General features: G+C 42.6%; 17 protein-coding genes. 12 read left to right on the top strand and 5 right to left on the bottom strand.

Annotated elements, in window-relative coordinates:
- Positions 1–11 precede the first annotated feature (11 nt).
- From MHN81_RS18595 to MHN81_RS18605, 3 genes are read left to right on the top strand one after another with little or no spacing between them, the layout of a single operon-like run.
- A complete protein-coding gene (locus MHN81_RS18595) occupies positions 12–830 on the top strand; it encodes an MBL fold metallo-hydrolase (protein ID WP_239426398.1) in 819 nt (272 codons plus the stop codon).
- Positions 827–3052 carry an adenylate/guanylate cyclase domain-containing protein gene (locus tag MHN81_RS18600; protein WP_239426399.1) on the top strand — a complete coding sequence of 742 codons (2226 nt, stop codon included), beginning with the start codon at positions 827–829 and terminating at the stop codon, positions 3050–3052. Before MHN81_RS18595 ends, MHN81_RS18600 begins: the two co-directional genes overlap by 4 nt.
- A gap of 17 nt (positions 3053–3069) precedes the next feature.
- The gene (locus tag MHN81_RS18605) at positions 3070–4722 is read left to right on the top strand and encodes an HD domain-containing phosphohydrolase (RefSeq protein ID WP_023399271.1); all 1653 of its coding nucleotides are present in this window, start codon (positions 3070–3072) and stop codon (positions 4720–4722) included.
- Between the two features lie 13 nt (positions 4723–4735).
- On the opposite strand, the gene MHN81_RS18610 is transcribed toward MHN81_RS18605, so the two are convergent.
- Both MHN81_RS18610 and MHN81_RS18615 read right to left on the bottom strand, forming a co-directional pair.
- Positions 4736–5107, bottom strand: a complete 372-nt coding sequence (locus MHN81_RS18610; protein ID WP_023399272.1) for a VOC family protein — start codon at positions 5105–5107, stop codon at positions 4736–4738.
- A gap of 88 nt (positions 5108–5195) precedes the next feature.
- Positions 5196–5786 (bottom strand): ACP phosphodiesterase, encoded by a 591-nt coding sequence (locus MHN81_RS18615; RefSeq protein WP_239426400.1) that lies wholly within the window; start codon positions 5784–5786, stop codon positions 5196–5198.
- 229 nt (positions 5787–6015) lie between these two features.
- Between MHN81_RS18615 and MHN81_RS18620 the strand changes: the two genes are divergently transcribed.
- Genes MHN81_RS18620 through MHN81_RS18635 form a run of 4 tightly spaced genes read left to right on the top strand, consistent with a single transcriptional unit; the run spans position 6016 to position 9297 of the window.
- A complete protein-coding gene (locus MHN81_RS18620; protein ID WP_023399274.1) occupies positions 6016–6765 on the top strand; it encodes an ABC transporter permease in 750 nt (249 codons plus the stop codon).
- 2 nt (positions 6766–6767) lie between these two features.
- On the top strand, positions 6768–7433 hold the full coding sequence (locus tag MHN81_RS18625; protein ID WP_023399275.1) for an ATP-binding cassette domain-containing protein: 666 nt from the start codon (positions 6768–6770) through the stop codon (positions 7431–7433).
- A 3-nt stretch (positions 7434–7436) separates the two neighbouring features.
- Positions 7437–8474, top strand: coding sequence for a hypothetical protein (locus tag MHN81_RS18630; RefSeq protein WP_023399276.1), 1038 nt, complete (start codon positions 7437–7439; stop codon positions 8472–8474).
- A complete protein-coding gene (locus MHN81_RS18635) occupies positions 8467–9297 on the top strand; it encodes a hypothetical protein (protein ID WP_023399277.1) in 831 nt (276 codons plus the stop codon). The genes MHN81_RS18630 and MHN81_RS18635 overlap by 8 nt, the downstream gene beginning before the upstream one ends.
- Positions 9298–9350: 53 nt before the next feature.
- On the opposite strand, the gene MHN81_RS18640 is transcribed toward MHN81_RS18635, so the two are convergent.
- Positions 9351–9758, bottom strand: a complete 408-nt coding sequence (locus tag MHN81_RS18640) for an aldehyde-activating protein (RefSeq protein ID WP_239426401.1) — start codon at positions 9756–9758, stop codon at positions 9351–9353.
- Positions 9759–9839: 81 nt separating this feature from the next.
- On the bottom strand, positions 9840–11015 hold the full coding sequence (locus MHN81_RS28270; RefSeq protein WP_023399279.1) for a GGDEF domain-containing protein: 1176 nt from the start codon (positions 11013–11015) through the stop codon (positions 9840–9842).
- Between the two features lie 193 nt (positions 11016–11208).
- Between MHN81_RS28270 and MHN81_RS18650 the strand changes: the two genes are divergently transcribed.
- Both MHN81_RS18650 and MHN81_RS18655 read left to right on the top strand, forming a co-directional pair.
- On the top strand, positions 11209–11547 hold the full coding sequence (locus MHN81_RS18650) for a gamma-glutamylcyclotransferase family protein (protein ID WP_239426402.1): 339 nt from the start codon (positions 11209–11211) through the stop codon (positions 11545–11547).
- A gap of 100 nt (positions 11548–11647) precedes the next feature.
- Positions 11648–12568, top strand: coding sequence for an ABC transporter substrate-binding protein (locus tag MHN81_RS18655; RefSeq protein ID WP_023399281.1), 921 nt, complete (start codon positions 11648–11650; stop codon positions 12566–12568).
- 36 nt (positions 12569–12604) lie between these two features.
- Here the strand turns inward: MHN81_RS18655 and MHN81_RS18660 are convergent, their stop codons facing one another.
- Positions 12605–13630 carry a LacI family DNA-binding transcriptional regulator gene (locus MHN81_RS18660; RefSeq protein ID WP_023399282.1) on the bottom strand — a complete coding sequence of 342 codons (1026 nt, stop codon included), beginning with the start codon at positions 13628–13630 and terminating at the stop codon, positions 12605–12607.
- Positions 13631–13911: 281 nt separating this feature from the next.
- Here MHN81_RS18660 and glk point away from each other — a divergent pair, with 281 nt between their 5' ends.
- The 3 genes from glk to edd all read left to right on the top strand — a co-directional run bounded on the left by glk (position 13912) and on the right by edd (position 18077).
- Positions 13912–14928 (top strand): glucokinase, encoded by a 1017-nt coding sequence (glk, locus tag MHN81_RS18665; RefSeq protein WP_036976201.1) that lies wholly within the window; start codon positions 13912–13914, stop codon positions 14926–14928.
- A gap of 12 nt (positions 14929–14940) precedes the next feature.
- Entirely contained in the window at positions 14941–15951 is a 1011-nt protein-coding gene (locus MHN81_RS18670) for a LacI family DNA-binding transcriptional regulator (protein ID WP_023399284.1), read from the top strand.
- Positions 15952–16223: 272 nt separating this feature from the next.
- A complete protein-coding gene (gene edd, locus MHN81_RS18675; RefSeq protein ID WP_023399285.1) occupies positions 16224–18077 on the top strand; it encodes a phosphogluconate dehydratase in 1854 nt (617 codons plus the stop codon).
- Positions 18078–18081 lie beyond the last annotated feature (4 nt).

Raw genomic sequence — 18081 nt, forward strand, 5'->3', positions numbered from 1 at the left:
GTTTACATAGAATGAAGTTAAAATTCTACGGTGTGCGGGGCTCGATCCCCACACCGGGGCCGGATACTGTTAAATATGGTGGAAATACGGTTTGTGTGTCAGTGCAAAGTCTAGCTGACACACATATTATATTGGACTCAGGTACTGGGATCCGGCTCCTAGGCGATGAGTTAATTAAAGATCCGAGAGAAATTTACATCTTGCTTAGTCACAATCACTGGGACCATATTCAGGGTTTCCCATTTTTTGTGCCAGCTTATATGCCCAATCGCGATATCACCATTGTGCCTGGAGTAACTGAAGCTAATGCGCCTGATGCAATTTTACTGCAAATGGGAGGGAGCTATTTTCCTGTTCAAGCTGATGACCTACCCGCAAAAGTGCAAGTGAATAAGCAAGTCAATGATACTTGGTGGTACAAAGATATATTAATTGAACGAAAAGCGATGAACCACCCCGGAGGTGGCAGTGCCTATCGCCTTACCGTCGACGGAATAAAAATAGTTTATGCCATTGATAATGAACTGTATCCGCCCAATGATCCGGTGACCAGTTTTGAACAATGGATTGAGTTTGTAAAAGATGTCGATTATTTAATTCACGACGGGCAGTTCATTCCCAGTGATTACCCTCTAAAAATGGGGTGGGGACATTCTCAAATCAAAGATGCGTTATCACTTGCAGTTCAAGGGCAAGTAAAAAACTTAGTGATAATCAGCCATGACCCAGCCAGAACTGATAGGGACCTTGATCAAATTGCCTTAGATATAAAGCAGCAAGGTTATGAGTTTAAAACAATTATTGCCAGAGAAGGGCTTGTAATTAAATGAGCCTAGCTAAACGCTTTAAGCTTTATCGGCTTCAGTGGGCTACCGGTTGCGTTATTACCTTTTCTTTTATTCTACTGCACTTATTTGCTTTGTCACCGGCTGCGCCTTATGGCCAAGTGATGAAGCGGTTCGAAGGGTTGGCCTACGACGTCAGGCTAAAAGAAACACTGCCATGGCAGCAGAGGTCGTTTTTACCCATTATTATCGTGGATATCGATGAAAAAAGTTTGATAGAGGTTGGGCGCTTTCCTTGGAGTAGACACGTTATGGGAAAGTTGCAGGATCAGTTAGTAGCCGCTGGCGTATCTGTTGTTGCTTATGATGTGCTGTTTTCAGAACCTGAACTAAACCCCGCGATTCAGGTCGCGAAGCATTTGGGCAGCGATGAGTTAGACACAGTCGATATTTTGCGTTCAGTCGCACCAGATATTGATGCAGATATCGCATTTTCTAAAACTCTAGACGCAACAGATACAGTATTAGGCATGTTATTTGAGCATCAGCAAGATATCTTGGTCGGCAAGTTACCTGAACCTATATTTGCAGGTGACATAGCGCCAACGGAATTACCTATCCCTGATTTTGCGGGTCACGTCGCGAATGTCAAAGTGTTACAACAAAATAGCCCGGGTACAGGGTTTATCAACAGTGCACCAGACGGTGACGGTTTTGTACGATATTCGATGCTGATGATTAAGCATAAAGAGCATGCTTACCCAGCCCTAGCGTTAGAAGCTGCGCGACTATATACCTTAGCTGACAGTGTTGAAATCATCGCCAAACCTTTTGGTGATGGTCACAGTGTGCAGGGGATTAAGCTAGGTACAACGCTTATTCCTACCGATGACTATGGGCGTGTTGCAATCCCATTTAGAGGTCCTGCTTTTAGTTTTCCCTATATATCCGCAATAGATGTGATTAATGGAAAGATAGACAAAGAGTTGTTTGATCAAGCAATCGTTTTTGTGGGTACATCAGCGGTAGGGCATGCAGATTTAAGGACAACTCCTGTCGGGGTGCAATACCCTGGTGTAGAAGTACATGCAAATGTATTGGAAGGGCTTGTTTTTCCGGAGTTATTGCCTTCAAGACCGGATTGGATAGATGGTGCGGTGGTGGTGTTATTGGTTTTTTTAGGTGTCGTCATGTCTTTAGTGCTCCCGCTATTGGGGGTATTGGGAATGACAATTTTGGCGACTGTTATCACCGCTTGCTTCATTTTTTTTAGTTTTTACGCATGGGTCGTGTGGCGTTTAGACTTTCCGCAAATTGCGGTGCTTGGGCTAACAGTATCACAAACGACTGTCCTTGGTAGTTTAGGGTTTGTGCGAGAGCATAAAGAGCGCGTACAAATTAAATCTATTTTCGATCAGTATGTACCGCCTGCACATATCGCTTCGATGCTAGAACAGCCCGATCAAGCATCAATGGAAGGCGAAAAGCGTGTAATGACGGTGTTGTTTGCCGACATTAGGGAGTTTACCAGCATCTCCGAGTCACTTGATGCGGGACGATTAAAAGCGTATTTGAATCAATACTTTTCACCTATCACAAAAATTATTTTCGAGTACCAAGGAACCATTGATAAGTATGTCGGTGATATGGTGATGGCTTTTTGGAATGCTCCGCTATTGGTCGATGACCACCCCGAACTTGCTGTGAAATGTGCCATGCACATGCAGCGACAGGTAGACGATCTACAAGCACAAATGCTTGAGCAAGGCTTTCCTCCATTCGCTATTGGGATCGGATTAAATACTGGCGATATGAATGTTGGCGATATGGGTTCTGAATATCGAAGGGCGTACACGGTTTTGGGAGATGCGGTCAATTTGGGTTCACGCTTGGAAGGGCTGACCAAATTTTATGGTGTGGGTGTTTTGATCAGTGAAATGACTCACGAACTGTGCCCCAATATCATTTTTAGGCCGATTGATAAGGTAAAAGTAAAAGGAAAAAACTTGGCGGTGACAATTTTTGAGCCGATAGCACTAAAATCAGAAATCACTGACGAGCAATTGGAAGAGCTTAAAGCACATGAATTAGCATGGCAGTTGTATTTATCGCAATCTTGGCAGGAAGCTTTGTCAGCTTTTACTAAACTAATAGAGTTACAGCCGCAAAGAAAAATTTATCAACTTCTTTGCGAAAGAGTGCGAGATATGCAATTAAACCCTCCCGGTGAAAATTGGGATGGCAGCTATACGCATAAGTCGAAATAGTAAAGGTGTAATGGGCCATGGATTTGTCAATTCGTAGCACAGTAGCTGAAGAAGAGATCATAGAAAGCCAAGTGGCACTTAAGCACTTGCTTAAGTTGGCAATTGAGCTGTCATCAGAACATGATACAGATCGGCTTCTTGAGCATATTTTAGAGTCTGCTATTGCTTTGAGTAATGCAGAAGGCGGGACGATATACTCGGTGTCTGAGGATGCTCAGCTCAAGTTTGCAACGCTAATTAATGAGCCGCTAGGCCTTCATATGGGCGGCACATCCGGTAAAGATATCCCATTTCCAGCCATACCTATTTATTTAGAAGACGGCTCCCCCAATGAAAGTGCACTTGTTGCCCTTGCGGCAGCCAAAAAAGACGTGATTCGGATTGATGATGTATATGACTGCACCGACTATGATTTATCAGCTGCAAGAGCCATGGATAAAAAAACCGGCTATCACACTCAGTCAGTCCTAACTGTGCCAATGGCAAATCACGAAAGAGATCTCAATGGTGTTCTACAACTCATTAACCCTCGAAGCAAAGATAAAGTCGTTAGATTTTCCGCCGATTTGGTTGAGTTGATATGTTCGATCAGTTCACTGGCAGCTGTTGCACTGACTAACAGACAGCTTATTGATGATATGGAAACTTTATTCCAAGCTTTTACACGGCTAATTGCAAAAGCCATTGATGAAAAGTCACCTTATACAGGGGGGCACTGTCGAAGGGTGCCTGAGTTAACCATGATGATTGCTGATGCGGTGCATAATGCGTCTTCGGGCCCAATGGCTGAATTTAAAATGACTGCGGCAGATAGACATGAGCTCTCTTTGGCGGGTTGGTTACATGATTGCGGTAAAATCGCCATTCCAGAATATGTTATGGATAAAGCCACCAAATTGCATTCAGTTTACGATCGAATAGAGCTGGTTGTCGCGAAAATAGAAATTGCCAAAAGGGATATCGAATTAAAGTTTAGTAGGCAAATTGTTGAAGCAGAGGTATTGGATCAACAACAAAAAGCTGAAAGTCTCAAAGCAGAGATGCAATTGGCATTGGATAAACTCGATGAAGAGAGTGCGTTCTTGTCTCGAGCCAATATTGGTGGGGAGTTTATGAGGGAGTCGGACCAGCAACGGGTTCAAGATTTAGCGAGTGACTATGATGTTTCTATCGGTGGTGTCGGGCAACCTTTATTATCGGAAGAAGAGATTTACAACCTGAGTATTGCAAGAGGCACCCTGACTAAAGAAGAGCGACTTGTGATCAATAAGCATATGGATATTACATTAGAGATGTTAGAGGCATTACCATTTCCGAAACACTTACGCAGGGTGCCCGAGTTTGCAGGTGGTCACCATGAAAAAATGGATGGCACCGGGTACCCCAAAGGATTGACTAGAGATCAAATGTCGGTGCCCGCACGGATCATGGCAATCGCGGATATATTTGAAGCCTTAACTGCTGCGGACCGCCCCTATAAAGACGCAAAACCATTGAGTGAATGTCTATTTATTATGGGCAAAATGAAACTTGGGGATCATATTGACCCGGATTTATTTGATGTTTTTGTGAGCTCTGGTGTTTACCTTGATTATGCACACCAATATTTAAAACCAGAGCAAATTGATGACATAGACGTCGCCAACATTCCTGGTTATTCAAAGCCTTGATGTGTGATTGATTTTAATTTACACGCCATGGCGGATTTAGGCGGTTTTCACCAGCCCAATAGAGTTTAATTTTATTATTGGACGGGTCCTTTAATATCGCTTCTTTCCAGAGGTATCTTTCCATGGTAGGCAGTTGTTCAAACTCAATGCCTTTTGAAATTAATCCGTCGACCCAGTTGTCTAGTTCTTGATGTTCAAAATAGATCACCGCACCATTGGTGAAAGACTCACTTTCTAAAGACAGTGAAAAGGTACTGCCACCTTCTGGACATTCGAAACGCGCGTAGTGAGGCGTGTCTACAATAAGTGTAAAACCGAGTAATTGATAAAAGGCTACGGCTTCAGGCATATCTTTTACAGGTAAAGTAACTTGATTCAAATTCATGGTTTTTCTTTTAGTTGTTTAGCAAGAGGATTGCTTCATACTTTCAAACCTAATCTAGTTTGTAAACCAAAACACTTGTAAATGCGCATTAATTTTGGTTTTCCAGACCGTGGTTCGCAACATGATTTATTAGCTCGGGAAAGTACAAAAGGAATAGCTGTTCTAACTCGTCGTAGTGTTGTGTTAGCTCTTCGCCGATCCCTTTAAACTCATTTTTAAATCTAACTCTATTGGCAATATTATCTATGGCTCGAATGGTTCCATCTAGGGTTTGATAGCTGGAAAACCAATCGCCAGTAATTAATTTCTCAACTACCTGTTGCATAGATTGGTGCATGGTTGGCAAACGTTGTTCAAGTAAACTGTAGCTTTGAGTTTTAAATGTCTCAAAGGGAAGTGCGCTAAACTCATTCCAGTTTTTGATCAATAAATGGTCGTAGAATACGTCTAGGGCAATGCCTGAAAACCGCCTACGTTTGGTACTAAACAGAGTTTGTGATTGCTTAACCAATGTGTGTTGATCGGTGAACTTATCAACTAAGATGTGGTTGGCTAGACCGTTTTGAACCGTTGCTGGTAGTGAGCGAGTGTCGATACCACGCTGAAAGTCGCCTAACAAATTGCCATAGTAGGAGTCTGCATTTTTCTTCGCTAGATACAAATGAGCTAGATAGTTCACACATCACCTTTTGATTACATGTAGATCACGGTTTACTTAGGGTTATTATTGAATATAAGGGTAAGAATCTTATTATCAAGCGATGGCTTATAACGGTGAGCAGGCGCGAGGGATTTTTTCTGAATACGGGGCCAATATTTGGATTGTTCTGCTAACCTTAATGTTATGACTCATTGTTAAGACGACTATTCATGCTTGATCTACTGAACTTTGATAACGAGGTACAGTTATGATTGCATATGGATTTTTGCCTTTTTCTGCATACGTTATCTCTGATTTTATTTTTTTTCATCGCAATCGTTCCATTAGCTTTGATGTACTGGTGCGTCAGGTGCGATTCACCGGTGTTGAAGCGCTCGGATTGGTGGTACTTATCGCTATGCTCATAGGGGCTTTGATCATTGTTCAAGGTTACCCATTACTGGCAGCAATCGGACAAGGTAATTGGATTTATGACATTTTGATCTCAACGATTGTTCGGGATCTTGGACCCTTTATTGTGTGTTTTATTGTATTGGCGCGCTCTGGAACGGCAATAACGACTGAGCTAGGCAACATGGTTGTCAGTAAAGAAATAGATGCTTTGGTTTCTATGGGGGTCTCACCTATCTCTTATTTAGTTGCACCGCGAGTACTCGGGATGATTATCTCTTTAGTGTTGCTAATGAGTTATTTCGTAGCCTGTGGCATTTTTGGTGGATACTTGGTGAGTAACGCCTTTCAATCAATTCCTGTAAGCACTTTTTTTGCAAAACTCATTGGGGAACTACATTGGCTCGATATTGTGGTGATGTTAGTCAAAGTAGCACTATCTGGTTTGTTCATCAGCTTAATATCTAGTTATCACGGATTAACGGTAAACAGAGCAATCACTGAGGTGCCACAACGAAATATTAAAGCTGTGGGGCGAGGGCTGATTTCTGTCTGTTTGATTCATGTCGCATTGACACTGTTATACGTGATTTTGATAGGGCGTTAGCTATGCATATTGAGTTCAGGAATATTTCTCACAGCGTTAAAAATAGAGCTATTTTTAGTGACTTAAATGCTCAGGTAGGGTCGGGTGAGTGTTTAGTGGTTTCCGGGCGTTCAGGCTGTGGAAAAACACTATTTTTCAGTATTGCGAGTGACATTATTAGACCTGACAGTGGTCAAGTCGTTATCAATGGTCGTGCCGTAAATCAAATGCACTCAAAGGACTATGCTGAGTTTAGACGGAACTTGGGTGTTGTATTTCAGTTATCAGGCTTAATATCGAATTTAACTTTAGAAGAAAACCTTATGCTGCCGCTCAACAGGCATTTTAAAGAGTTGGATAAAGGTGAAAAATTACATCGTATAAACGCCTTAGCCAAGGAGTTTTCACTGCAACATTATCTTGCACAAAGAACTGAGATGCTGTCATCAGGGCAAGCTTCTCTTGCGGGGTTAGCCCGGGCACTACTGTTAAAACCTAAAGCGGTTATTTGGGATGCCCCAATGACAGAAATTGATGAGCAGTGGGGACAGTATGTCTTAAACCTATTGGTACGCTTAAAAGAACAGGGGACAACGCTTATTTTATGCTCTAATCGGAAAGAGGTTATCAGCCAACTAGCGGATGAGCGGTTAGAGCTCAATGAGATGCTTTGTTATTCGGAGCTTTAGCCTATGCAGCATAGCCCCAAAAAAACAAATAATATAGTACTCGCTTTTGGCGTGGCCGGCATTGTAATGCTCGTTGTTTTGACTTCTATGATCCTCGTAAATAATCACACTTTTGCTGACAAAACGTACTATAAAACCATCTTACAAGATGCAAGTGGGCTAAGTGCGTTACCAGCCATATATTTTAAAGGGTTAAAAATAGGCAGAATAGACGGGTTCAAATTGAATCATGACACCAACTTGATTGAAGTCGAGCTTTGGGTGTTTCGTGAGTACCAAAATAAAGTTGTGCAATATGCGGTCTTGGCAGGGGAGCAGCATCCCATTTTTGATGATGTGACTACTTTTGAGCTAATTTTACCAGAGCTAAATCGAGCCAATCAGTATGCTCAACTTGCACCGAATAGTTTTATTCCACATATTAGTAGCGCTCTTGGAAAAAGCTATATAGAGCAGGGTTTTATAGCCCAAAAAGGCGATGATATCGAGTCTATTTTAGCCAGTATTAACCAATTACTGCAGAACTTCCAAAAAGAGGATAACCCTGAAGCGGGTGCCATATTTAGGGTGTTGGATCGAGTTGCCAAGATCAGTGATAACTTAATGGTAGTTAGTGAGGAAGTTAAAAGCAGTGATTTATTGCCTGATGCTGAACGCACATTGGCCCAGAGTCAGCAGCTATTGGAAAAAATGCCTCAAGTTTTGGAGCAGCTGAATACCACCTTGTTGACGACCGAAAGACTTATGGGACAAGCAGAAACAACACTCGATAATTATGCTCAACCTGCAGATATAATAGGTGAGGTAACAAATAGACAACTTCCTATTGTACTTAGCAATCTAAATGAAAGCCTGACTGTGATGCAGCTTATGCTTAAAGAAGTACACAGTGAAAGAGAGCAATTTGCGATTGCTATCCACAGCATGCAGCAAGTGCTGGACAAAATGGACAAAACGCTACAGGCGCTAAATAATCATCCAATTTTAAAAGATGGTATAGAACAAAAGCCTAGTTCCTCGGGAGTAGAAATGCATGATTAAGTATGCAGCAGCAGTCTTGGTCATGTTGTTAATTTTCCTTAATACAGGGTGCTCTAGTGCACCAGAGAAGCAATATCGTGTCACCAGATATCTAGATTTGGCCAATACTTGGACGGCGAGAGGAGATCGAAAGCGCCAAGAACAAAAGTTAGACATCGCCCTAAGCAATTACAACACGGCTTATAAGTATGCGCACTTAAGAAATGACCTAGAATTAATGGGCATTTTGCAACTCAAAAAAGCGATGCTGTATATCCTTTTAGATAAACCTGATAATGCATCACAATTCATAGAGCATGCTCGTCAATTGCAAGTTTTTGAAGGCGCAGAGCTGTCTTTGTCTATCAAGGCACTGGAAGCCAAGCAAGCGTTTGAACAAGGGGAAACTCAAAGGGCTTCTGCCTATGCAGATGAACTAAGTGCCGCTTACGAAGGAAATATTGAAAAACAGATTTACTATCGTTGGTTAAGTTGGATGTATACAAAGAACAGTTTGTTGCCTTGGGAGCAAATGAACCAAGATCTTACTCAATTGGAATTGCTAAAAAGTAAGGGAGATTTAAATAACATCGAAGTGTTGTCTTTTGTTGTTTACCACAATGCTCTATGGCGTGTAGACCATCAAGCACCTGAAACAAAACAGGCAATTGAACAAGCTATTGTGCACTTTTCAGAGTTAGAGTTAACCAATCGAGTTCGGGATTGTTACGGTCTAGCCGCTAGATTTTATCGGCAACGGGGTGAAATAGAGAAAGCCCACTATTTTTCAAAGAGACAACAACGTTTGTCTGACAGCATTAATATCTCAAATTCAAGTGAGTAAGTTAGACATGACTTGCTCCAACCTTATTGCGAAACCACAAAATAGCAGAACAACTAGGTGTCGATGACAGTTGACCACGCAGCATTCCAATGATTGAGCTTTTCTGTCGGTGTCAGGTCTTTTGGGCTAACACAAACAGAAGGCTGAACTAGGTACTTGGCTTCGAATAACTTTTTGCATACTGCGCCTTTTGTTTCTTTGTGATTAGAGTGGGTGACGGCGACAATATCCATGCAACGGGCACATTGCCAAAAAGTCGCTTGCAGCGACCCTTGTTTGAGCTGTTTCATTGGGTCTTTAGCGGTCAGTGACAGTGTACCGTTCGGATCTGATAAATAGGCGAGGCCATTGGCACGGCAAAAGTCACAATTGCACTCACGGGCTTGGTATTTTTCAATAGGATGAGGAAAGTTCACTGACACCTCTACATTTCCACAGTTACAACTTACACAGTACTTCATTTGGTCCTCGAATGATAAAAGATAACTAAATTAGCGACACTGTACTTACTATGAGGAGTTTGTAATAAATTTTCTCAGTGTTTATGAATCTTCAATATGATAAACCTCACTTCTATTACGGCCATTATTTTTAGCTTGATATAGTGCTTTATCAGCATGAATTTGCGTTGCTTCAAAGGCTTGTTGCGACACGGAGTCAGTATAGGCGATACCCGCGCTCAAAGTCACTTCGCCAATTTCTGGTTTAATCTGTTCGATGCTCTTTTCAAAGTTGCCTCTTATTTTTTCACTTAACTGTAAAGTGTGTGCAGGGGTCGTATCAAACAAGACGATGCAGAATTCCTCTCCCCCCCAACGAACAACCAGATCGGAAGCACGCATAGTCGATTTTAGCTTGTTACCAATATGCGTAAGTATTATGTCACCAGTTTGGTGACCGAAGTGATCGTTAATTTTCTTGAAATGGTCGACATCTATCATGATCACACTGAGTGAATGACACTTTCTTTGTGATAGCGGCATAATGTTATCCAAATACCGAGAGAGGCCACGCCTGTTCAGTAAATCGGTTAACTCGTCGTGATGTGCGGCATATTCCAGTTTGCGAACAAATCGCCCTGCACTGAGTAACATAAGCAATGGAATGCCCGCTACAATGCCAATGAGTGCGACTAACCAAGTATACCCTCCCACCCAACTGAATTGTTCTCCAATACTAGGAAGAGCGCCAAACGCGCCATACAGTGTGTAAAAAAAGGTAAGTATTAGTTCAAGTAATACGACAACGATGGTGATCTTTACGGCGATGTACTCATTCTTGTCGTGCTTCGCATGTTGCCAAAGGACCCACCCGTAATGCGCTCTTACCAGTAATAACCAAATGCCGATTAACAGTAGACGCATAGGACGATCAGGCAGTACGAAAGTAAAAAACAAAGACATCACTAGCACTGGTGCTATTAGGATGAATATTTTCTTTGTGGACGGAGGGGTGTGAACAAAGTGCCAAGCACCAATTAGCCACAGTGCATGACCAAAAACTAGGCAGGTATTAAAGATTGCAACTGTGAGTTGCCTCGGTGCACTTTGTAACGTTAACTGAGATAGGTAAGCAATGGATAAAATACCGAGTGCGATAGCCCAAAACCGAGCCCCTTCAATCGTTTGACTCATTTTGGTGACTGCGCTTAGGACAATGGCCCCGGTGATTGATGCAATAAAAAGTGAAAGCATCAAAGTTAAGTCATGAACTTGCACTTAGAGTATTGTCCTTGTTTAGTGTTATGGGTTGTAGCTCAGAGATAGTGGGCGCATGTTTTAACTTAGAACGTATTTAAAAGCTTAGCAAACGTTCTGGTTTTTGCATGAAAAACAAGGCGTGCAGGTTTTATTGGCGGCTAAAAAAGCGTATTAATCTATAGTTATAGTGAGGTGGAGTGTTGGAGCTACTATGAGTGAAGAAATAAATTGTTTATTTGTCTATGGTTCTTTGGCACCCAACTGCGTCAATACGCACATCTTAGAACCTCTGCGCGGCGAGTTTAAAAAAGGGTGGGTGCGTGGGCAGCTTTGTCAGCAAGGTTGGGGCGCCGACATGGGGTACCCTGGTATCGAACTTAATTCGCAAGCTCAATGGGTAGAAGGCTATGTATTTTTGTCACAACAACTAGGTGACCACTGGTCTATGCTAGATGCCTTCGAAGGAGAAGAGTATTCAAGGCAAGTGTGTGAAGTGAAAATGGAAAACGCAGAGTATTGTAAAGCGTATATTTACACTTTATCAAAGTAGCCTTGTTCAGGCCAAGTGACCTGTTGCGATGAGGTCATAGTAACAACCGAATTGCACAACAGGAATACATATACTTGCTTATTCAAGTATGGCAATAAATATGCGTAAACTTTGTTTCTTTTTATTGATTTTTCATAGTTCTATTTTTGCTACACCAGTTAGGATATTGGTAAATGACTGGACCAGTCAGCAAATATTGGCCAACATTGCCGAGCAAGTTTTCATAAGACTTGGCTATGAAGTAGAGTTTATCAATGTTGAAGTGGATGCTCAGTGGTATTTGCTCAAATCTAACAAGGCCGATCTGCAATTAGAAGTATGGCAGGGCACAATGGAAGAGAAGTACACCCAATTGCTAAATAAGGGAGGGCTAGTTGACTTAGGTACGTACTCGGTGGCGACGCGTGAAGACTGGTGGTATCCCTTATACGTTAAAGACGCATGCCCAGGGTTACCTGACTGGCGTGCTCTGAGAAAGTGCCATGATATTTTCGTAAGACCCGATTCAAGGGGGAAAGGGGTTTATGTCGCAGGACCTTGGGAGAAACCAGATCGAGCAAGAATTAAAGCGCTAGGTTTAAACTTTATCGTTAAACAAGTCGAAGATGGTCAATCTTTATGGCAGGAGTTAGCAAGTGCGATTGCTCAGCAGCAAGCAATTTTGATATTTAATTGGACGCCAAATTGGGTTGGGAGTGTTTATCCAGGAGAGTTTGTTGAGTTTCCAGCTCACTCCAAAGACTGCGAAGAGGATGCTAAATGGGGGATCAATGCTGAGCTGCCTTATGATTGTGGTAATCCAAAGTCAGGGTGGTTGAAAAAAGTGTCCAGTAATCGGTTCGTTGAGTTATTTCCATGTTTAGCTAATGGGTTACGGCAATTTGATTTAACTAACGATGAAATAGAATCTTTGTCTGCTAAGGTGGATGTTGAAAAGTCGACTCCCAAGCAGGTTGCGCAGCACTGGGTAATTAAAAACAGAGTGCGCTGGGAGTCATTGTTTCACGCCTGCAAGCAATAAAGTAAGCCGAGGTTATTAGCTCGGCCAGATTTTTGATTACGATGTTGATTGGCGAATAATCAGTTTAGGTGGTAATAAAGTTTCAGTTATTTGCTCACCCTTAATCAGCGCTAGCAAGTTCGAAACGAGCATCTGACCTGCCAAGGTTGTGTTTTGCTGTACTGTACTCAATGAAGGGGTAATGTAATTTGCAGCAGCGATGTTATCAAAGCCAATCACACTGACATCTTCTGGGATCTTCAATCCAGCTTCCTTTAACGCTTTTATTGCGCCAATTGCAATCAAGTCGCTGGCGGCAAATAAGGAATCGAATTTAACGTTATTTGCTAAAAGTGAGTGCGTCGCGTGATATCCGGATTCTTCGGTGGAAATAGCATTGGCAATATTTCTTTCGCTCAATGAGATTGACTTTTGCTCTAGGGTATCCTTGAAACCTTTAAACCGCATTAAAAACTCTGGGCTGTGCTCTGAGGCGTCCCCAATAAAAACACATTGCTTTTTACCAGAAGAGATGAAGTGTTGAGCGGCCAATTCACCACCGCCATAATTGTCACAACTTACAGTTAAATCAGGTCGCCCCTCGACTTTCGCACCCCAGCAAACAAACTTGGTATCTTGAGCCAACAAGTTTTGTAGTCTTGATTGGTAGTCCATATAGTCGCCATAGCCGAGTAATATGATCCCATCAGCGCGGTGGCTGTCTTCATATTCAGCACGCCAATCTTGACTGATCGATTGAAAGGAAACGAGTAAGTCGTATCCTTCTTTTGCACAGGCACGGGTAATACTGCCCAGCATGTTTAAAAAGAAAGGATTGATCTGAGACTCATCGCCGGTAGGATCTTCAAACAATAAAATGGCCAATGTCGCACTTTGCTGGGTACGTAAATTACTGGCATTTTTATCTACTTTGTAATTGAGCTTTTTAGCAATTTCCCACACTTTTCTGCGAGTTTCTTCATTGACAAGTGGACTATTTCGTAGCGCTCTCGACACGGTTGATTGCGAAACACCTGCGAAATGTGCAATGTCAAATGAAGTTGCTTTTCCTTTCGTTTTCATGGTCAAAACTATTTTAATGGAGTCGTGAGTATTGTCTTTGATTATTTTTTTTTTGCAACCAATTTCACAAAAGCTGTAAATTTCTATTGATGAAGTTTGACACCGGTGTCATAATGTCGGTGTTTTATCATTTTGTTGTCAAAACGTATTTAGCTGCCCTCATTTGGGGCAGCTCTTTTTTCAGCCTGCGTGCAAAGTTTCGGCTGATTATATATTTGGGATAACAAGTGGGTGTAAGCCCCAAAGGTGTTTGGAACACCGCAACAACAGAGAAAAACATCATGAGCCAGACAACACAGAATAGTTTTAATGGTCATGACCTTGCGTTCGAGCCGATTATCGTTGCCGATATCGGGGGTACTAATGCTCGATTTGCCGTCGTGACAAAATACGATTTAGACTCTAAACAGTTTACAATTGACCACCAGTTCACTTTTCCTAGTGCAGAGTTTCAGTCCTTTGAATCTGCTCTTTCAGCTTTCCTTGATAAACTCACGATTTCTAAACCTTCCCGAGCTTGCTTTGCCGTCGCCGGACCTATAAAAGGTCAACAGGTTTTTCTGACAAACCTAGGCTGGAACTTCAATTCTCAAGATGTGCAAAAACAATTTGGTTTTGAACAACTCGCTGTGATCAATGATTTTGCAGCATTTGCATATGCTGCGCCGTACTTGAAAAAAGAAGACAATATTCAAATAAAAGCAGGTCAAGCGGCGCCTGGGGCAAATATTGCAGTGATGGGGCCGGGCACAGGGTTTGGTTCAGCATGTCATGTAAGTGATATACATAGCAGTGCGGTGTTAAGTTGTGAGGCGGGCCATATCAGTTTGGCGGCTGTCACCGAATTAGATAAACAGTTATTACATGTGCTTAAAGAGAGTATCGGTCATGTATCGGTTGAAACCGTGTTCTCGGGACCTGGATTGGCAAGACTGTATAAAGCGATGGCACAAGTTAAAGGACTACCATCAGAAGACTTAAATGCAGCACAGATCAGCGCGAGAGCGGGTGAGTGTGAAGTATGTGACGCAACACTTAATCAATTTTGTGATTGGATTGGCAGTGTTGCAGGTGATCTTGCGTTAACCTTCGGGGCGTTGGGTGGCGTGTTTATTGGCGGTGGAATCTTACCTCGCATGACTGAACGGCTGATTTCTAGTCGATTTGTTGAAAGGTTTACAGAAAAGGGGATAATGTCTCAATACGCAGGGCAAATTCCAGTAACTTTAGTTGTGCAGGATAATATTCCTTTAATTGGTGCAGCAGCGTGTTTACATAGCCGCAGCCAATTTTCGTAGATTGGAATAAATATGAAAAAAGTAACCATTAACAGCGTGGCAGAGTACGCGGGAGTATCGAAAAAAACGGTCTCCAGAGTGCTTAATAATGAGCCCAATGTAAGTCCAGCCACACGTGAGAAGGTACTCAAAGTTTTTAAAGAGCTTGATTACAAGCCGAATCCTATTGCGCGGGGGCTCGCGCGCAACAAAAGCTTTATCATTGGTTGTTTGTATGACAATCCCAGTAAGAGTTACATCACTCGTGTGCAAAGTGGTGCGTTAGAGGCATGTCATAAGTTTAATTATAATCTGCTGATACACCCCTGTGAGCTTCGCGGCGATGAGTTAATTGAAAACGTTGATCAGCTGCTGACAACGTCAAGGTTAGACGGGTTAGTGCTGACACCACCGTTTTCGGACTCGCAAGTTTTAATCGATTTTTTAAAGGCCCAAAATGTTCCTTTCGCTCGAGTAGCCTCTGCTTTGCAGGATGATACTTCTATTTCTGTGCGAAGTAACGACGAGCAGGGTGCTTATGAACTTACCGAGCATTTGATATCACTTGGTCATAAAGAAATCGCCTTTATTAAAGGCCACCCTGATCACAGCGCAACGGAAAAACGTTTCAGTGGTTACCAAAATGCTTTGCTCAAACACGGTATTGAATATAAAGAAAAGCTTGTTGCAGAAGGTAACTTTAGTTATCACTCCGGTGCTGACAGTGCAAAAGAAATCTTGGATTTAGAACCAATGCCAACGGCGGTGTTTGCTTCAAATGATTACATGGCCGCTGCCGTGTTGAAGCTCGCCACACAAAGACGTATCAGAGTACCGGAAGATATTTCAATTGCTGGTTTTGACAATGCGCCTATTGCTCGCCATATTTGGCCTGGTCTGACTACCATTGCGCAGCCAGTAGAGGAAATGACTCGTCAGGCTGTAGAGCAGTTGATACTGCAAATATCTGATCCATCGACAGAAGTTTATCAAAAAGTTTTGGAAGCAAAACTCATCACCAGAGAGTCCACTGCTGCAAAATAACAAAGTTTAATTACATCTACTTGTCAAAAGCCCAATCCCTAGCGATTGGGCTTTTTTTGTCCATAATTTAGATATGGACCGAATTTAATCTAAATTTAATGTTCAATAGGTTGACACCGGTGTCATGAATATGAGTTAATACAGTGACACCGGTGTCAGGTTGAGGTGAGAGACAACCTGATAGCGTACCTTTGAACGGGTAAATCAAAGCTGCTCAGTACACAGTTAATTGTACTGAGCCTTTTTCCTCTAAACATGCAGAGAGGCGGATTATGTTGCATCCTCGAATTCAAGAAGTTACTGAAAGAGTCGTTAAACGCAGCCAGACAACTCGTAGTGCCTACCTTAAGCGTATACAAGAAGCAAAAAAACAAACACGCGTTAGGGCCGGCTTAGGTTGCGGTAACTTAGCACACGTAATGGCTGCTTGTTCAAGCAGTGACAAGGCGCGATTGAAGGCCGACGACCAGCCAAACTTAGCCATCATTAACTCATACAATGATATGCTTTCTGCTCATGTTCCTTATATTGAATATCCAGATTTAATTAAAAAGATAGCAACGCAATACGACGCAACTGCTCAGGTGGCGGGCGGCGTACCGGCAATGTGTGACGGGGTTACACAGGGCCGTGATGGTATGGAGCTGTCTTTATTCTCACGTGATGTAATCGCAATGTCGACCGCAGTGGCACTATCTCATGACGTATTTGACGGTGTTTTCTGTTTAGGTGTATGTGACAAAATTGTCCCAGGGTTGCTGATTGGTTCTTTATCTTTCGGTCATTTGCCTATCTATTTCTTACCAGCTGGCCCAATGGAATCTGGTATTCCAAATAAAGAAAAAGCACGTGTTCGTCAGAGCTTTGCACAAGGGTTGGTGAGCCGTGAAGAGTTGTTGGAAGCTGAAAGCGCGTCATACCACAGTGCTGGTACTTGTACTTTCTACGGCACAGCCAACTCAAATCAAATGCTGATGGAGATTATGGGTCTTCACTTACCAGGCAGTTCATTCATAAACCCTTATACAGAGTTACGTGATGGCCTAACGGCAAGTGCTGTCAAAATGATGCTTGAGCAGCTAATTAAAACAAAATCAGCTAACCCAATAGGTGAAATCGTTGACGAAAGAACAGTGATCAACGGTTTAGTTGGATTATTGGCAACAGGTGGCTCTACGAACCACGCTATTCACTTGGTCGCAATGGCAAAAGCTGCGGGTGTACAAATTACTTGGAAAGACATGGCTGATTTATCTGAAGTTGTGCCACTGCTTACACGTATTTATCCAAATGGCTCCGCAGATGTTAACCACTTCCAAGCTGCTGGCGGTATGGGCTTCTTAATGCGTGAGCTGCGTGACGCAGGTTACTTACACAATGATGTAAAAACCATTGTTGGTGAAGGCTTAGACGATTATACCAAAGAGCCTGTTTTGGACATCGATACTAACGTGATAATGACCAACAGCGAAGGCCCGACAAAAGTAAAATGGGTTCCTTGTCCAGAAAACTCCCTTGATGAAGAGGTATTAAGACCAGTCTCTAATCCATTTAATAAGCAGGGTGGTTTGCAGCTACTGACAGGTAATTTGGGTAAAGCTGTGATCAAAGTATCTGCTGTAGATGAGAAACATCAATTTGTTTCTGCTCCTGCAAAGGTTTTTAGTTCACAGGCGGCACTTCAAGACGCTTTTGCTAAGGGTGAGCTGAATCAAGATTTCATTGCTGTAATTAAAGAGCAAGGTCCAAAAGCCAAGGGCATGCCTGAATTGCACAAGTTAACGCCTGTTATGGCCACACTGCAAGATCAAGGCTACAAAGTGGCAATTGTAACGGACGGCCGTATGTCGGGTGCTTCAGGTAAAGTACCAGCGGCTATCCACCTTGCGCCGGAAGCTGTAGAAGGTGGCATTATCGCGAAAATTCGCGAAGGTGACATGATCACACTTGATGCACCAAATGGCGACCTTGTTTTACATGTCTCTGATGAAGAAATAGAAAAGCGTGAATTAGAACTTACACAACCAGAGCTGACTTTTGGTACAGGCCGTGAGCTATTCACAGGTTTTAGAAACATGGTAAGCAGTGCAGATATGGGCGCGAGCGCCTTTGGTATCGACGAATAACAAC

Origin of the sequence: Pseudoalteromonas sp. Of7M-16 (genome assembly GCF_022347805.1) — a bacterium.
GTDB lineage: Bacteria > Pseudomonadota > Gammaproteobacteria > Enterobacterales > Alteromonadaceae > Pseudoalteromonas > Pseudoalteromonas luteoviolacea_F.

What these genes read in the sequence shown, in the direction of transcription:
- MHN81_RS18595 (WP_239426398.1), top strand. Translation starts at nt 12, where the DNA reads ATGAAGTTAAAATTCTACGGTGTGCGGGGCTCGATCCCCACACCGGGG.
- MHN81_RS18600 (WP_239426399.1), top strand. Translation starts at nt 827, where the DNA reads ATGAGCCTAGCTAAACGCTTTAAGCTTTATCGGCTTCAGTGGGCTACC.
- MHN81_RS18605 (WP_023399271.1), top strand. Translation starts at nt 3,070, where the DNA reads ATGGATTTGTCAATTCGTAGCACAGTAGCTGAAGAAGAGATCATAGAA.
- MHN81_RS18610 (WP_023399272.1), bottom strand. Translation starts at nt 5,107, where the DNA reads ATGAATTTGAATCAAGTTACTTTACCTGTAAAAGATATGCCTGAAGCC.
- MHN81_RS18620 (WP_023399274.1), top strand. Translation starts at nt 6,016, where the DNA reads ATGATTGCATATGGATTTTTGCCTTTTTCTGCATACGTTATCTCTGAT.
- MHN81_RS18625 (WP_023399275.1), top strand. Translation starts at nt 6,768, where the DNA reads ATGCATATTGAGTTCAGGAATATTTCTCACAGCGTTAAAAATAGAGCT.
- MHN81_RS18630 (WP_023399276.1), top strand. Translation starts at nt 7,437, where the DNA reads ATGCAGCATAGCCCCAAAAAAACAAATAATATAGTACTCGCTTTTGGC.
- MHN81_RS18635 (WP_023399277.1), top strand. Translation starts at nt 8,467, where the DNA reads ATGATTAAGTATGCAGCAGCAGTCTTGGTCATGTTGTTAATTTTCCTT.
- MHN81_RS18640 (WP_239426401.1), bottom strand. Translation starts at nt 9,758, where the DNA reads ATGAAGTACTGTGTAAGTTGTAACTGTGGAAATGTAGAGGTGTCAGTG.
- MHN81_RS18650 (WP_239426402.1), top strand. Translation starts at nt 11,209, where the DNA reads ATGAGTGAAGAAATAAATTGTTTATTTGTCTATGGTTCTTTGGCACCC.
- MHN81_RS18655 (WP_023399281.1), top strand. Translation starts at nt 11,648, where the DNA reads ATGCGTAAACTTTGTTTCTTTTTATTGATTTTTCATAGTTCTATTTTT.
- MHN81_RS18660 (WP_023399282.1), bottom strand. Translation starts at nt 13,630, where the DNA reads ATGAAAACGAAAGGAAAAGCAACTTCATTTGACATTGCACATTTCGCA.
- glk (WP_036976201.1), top strand. Translation starts at nt 13,912, where the DNA reads ATGAGCCAGACAACACAGAATAGTTTTAATGGTCATGACCTTGCGTTC.
- MHN81_RS18670 (WP_023399284.1), top strand. Translation starts at nt 14,941, where the DNA reads ATGAAAAAAGTAACCATTAACAGCGTGGCAGAGTACGCGGGAGTATCG.
- edd (WP_023399285.1), top strand. Translation starts at nt 16,224, where the DNA reads ATGTTGCATCCTCGAATTCAAGAAGTTACTGAAAGAGTCGTTAAACGC.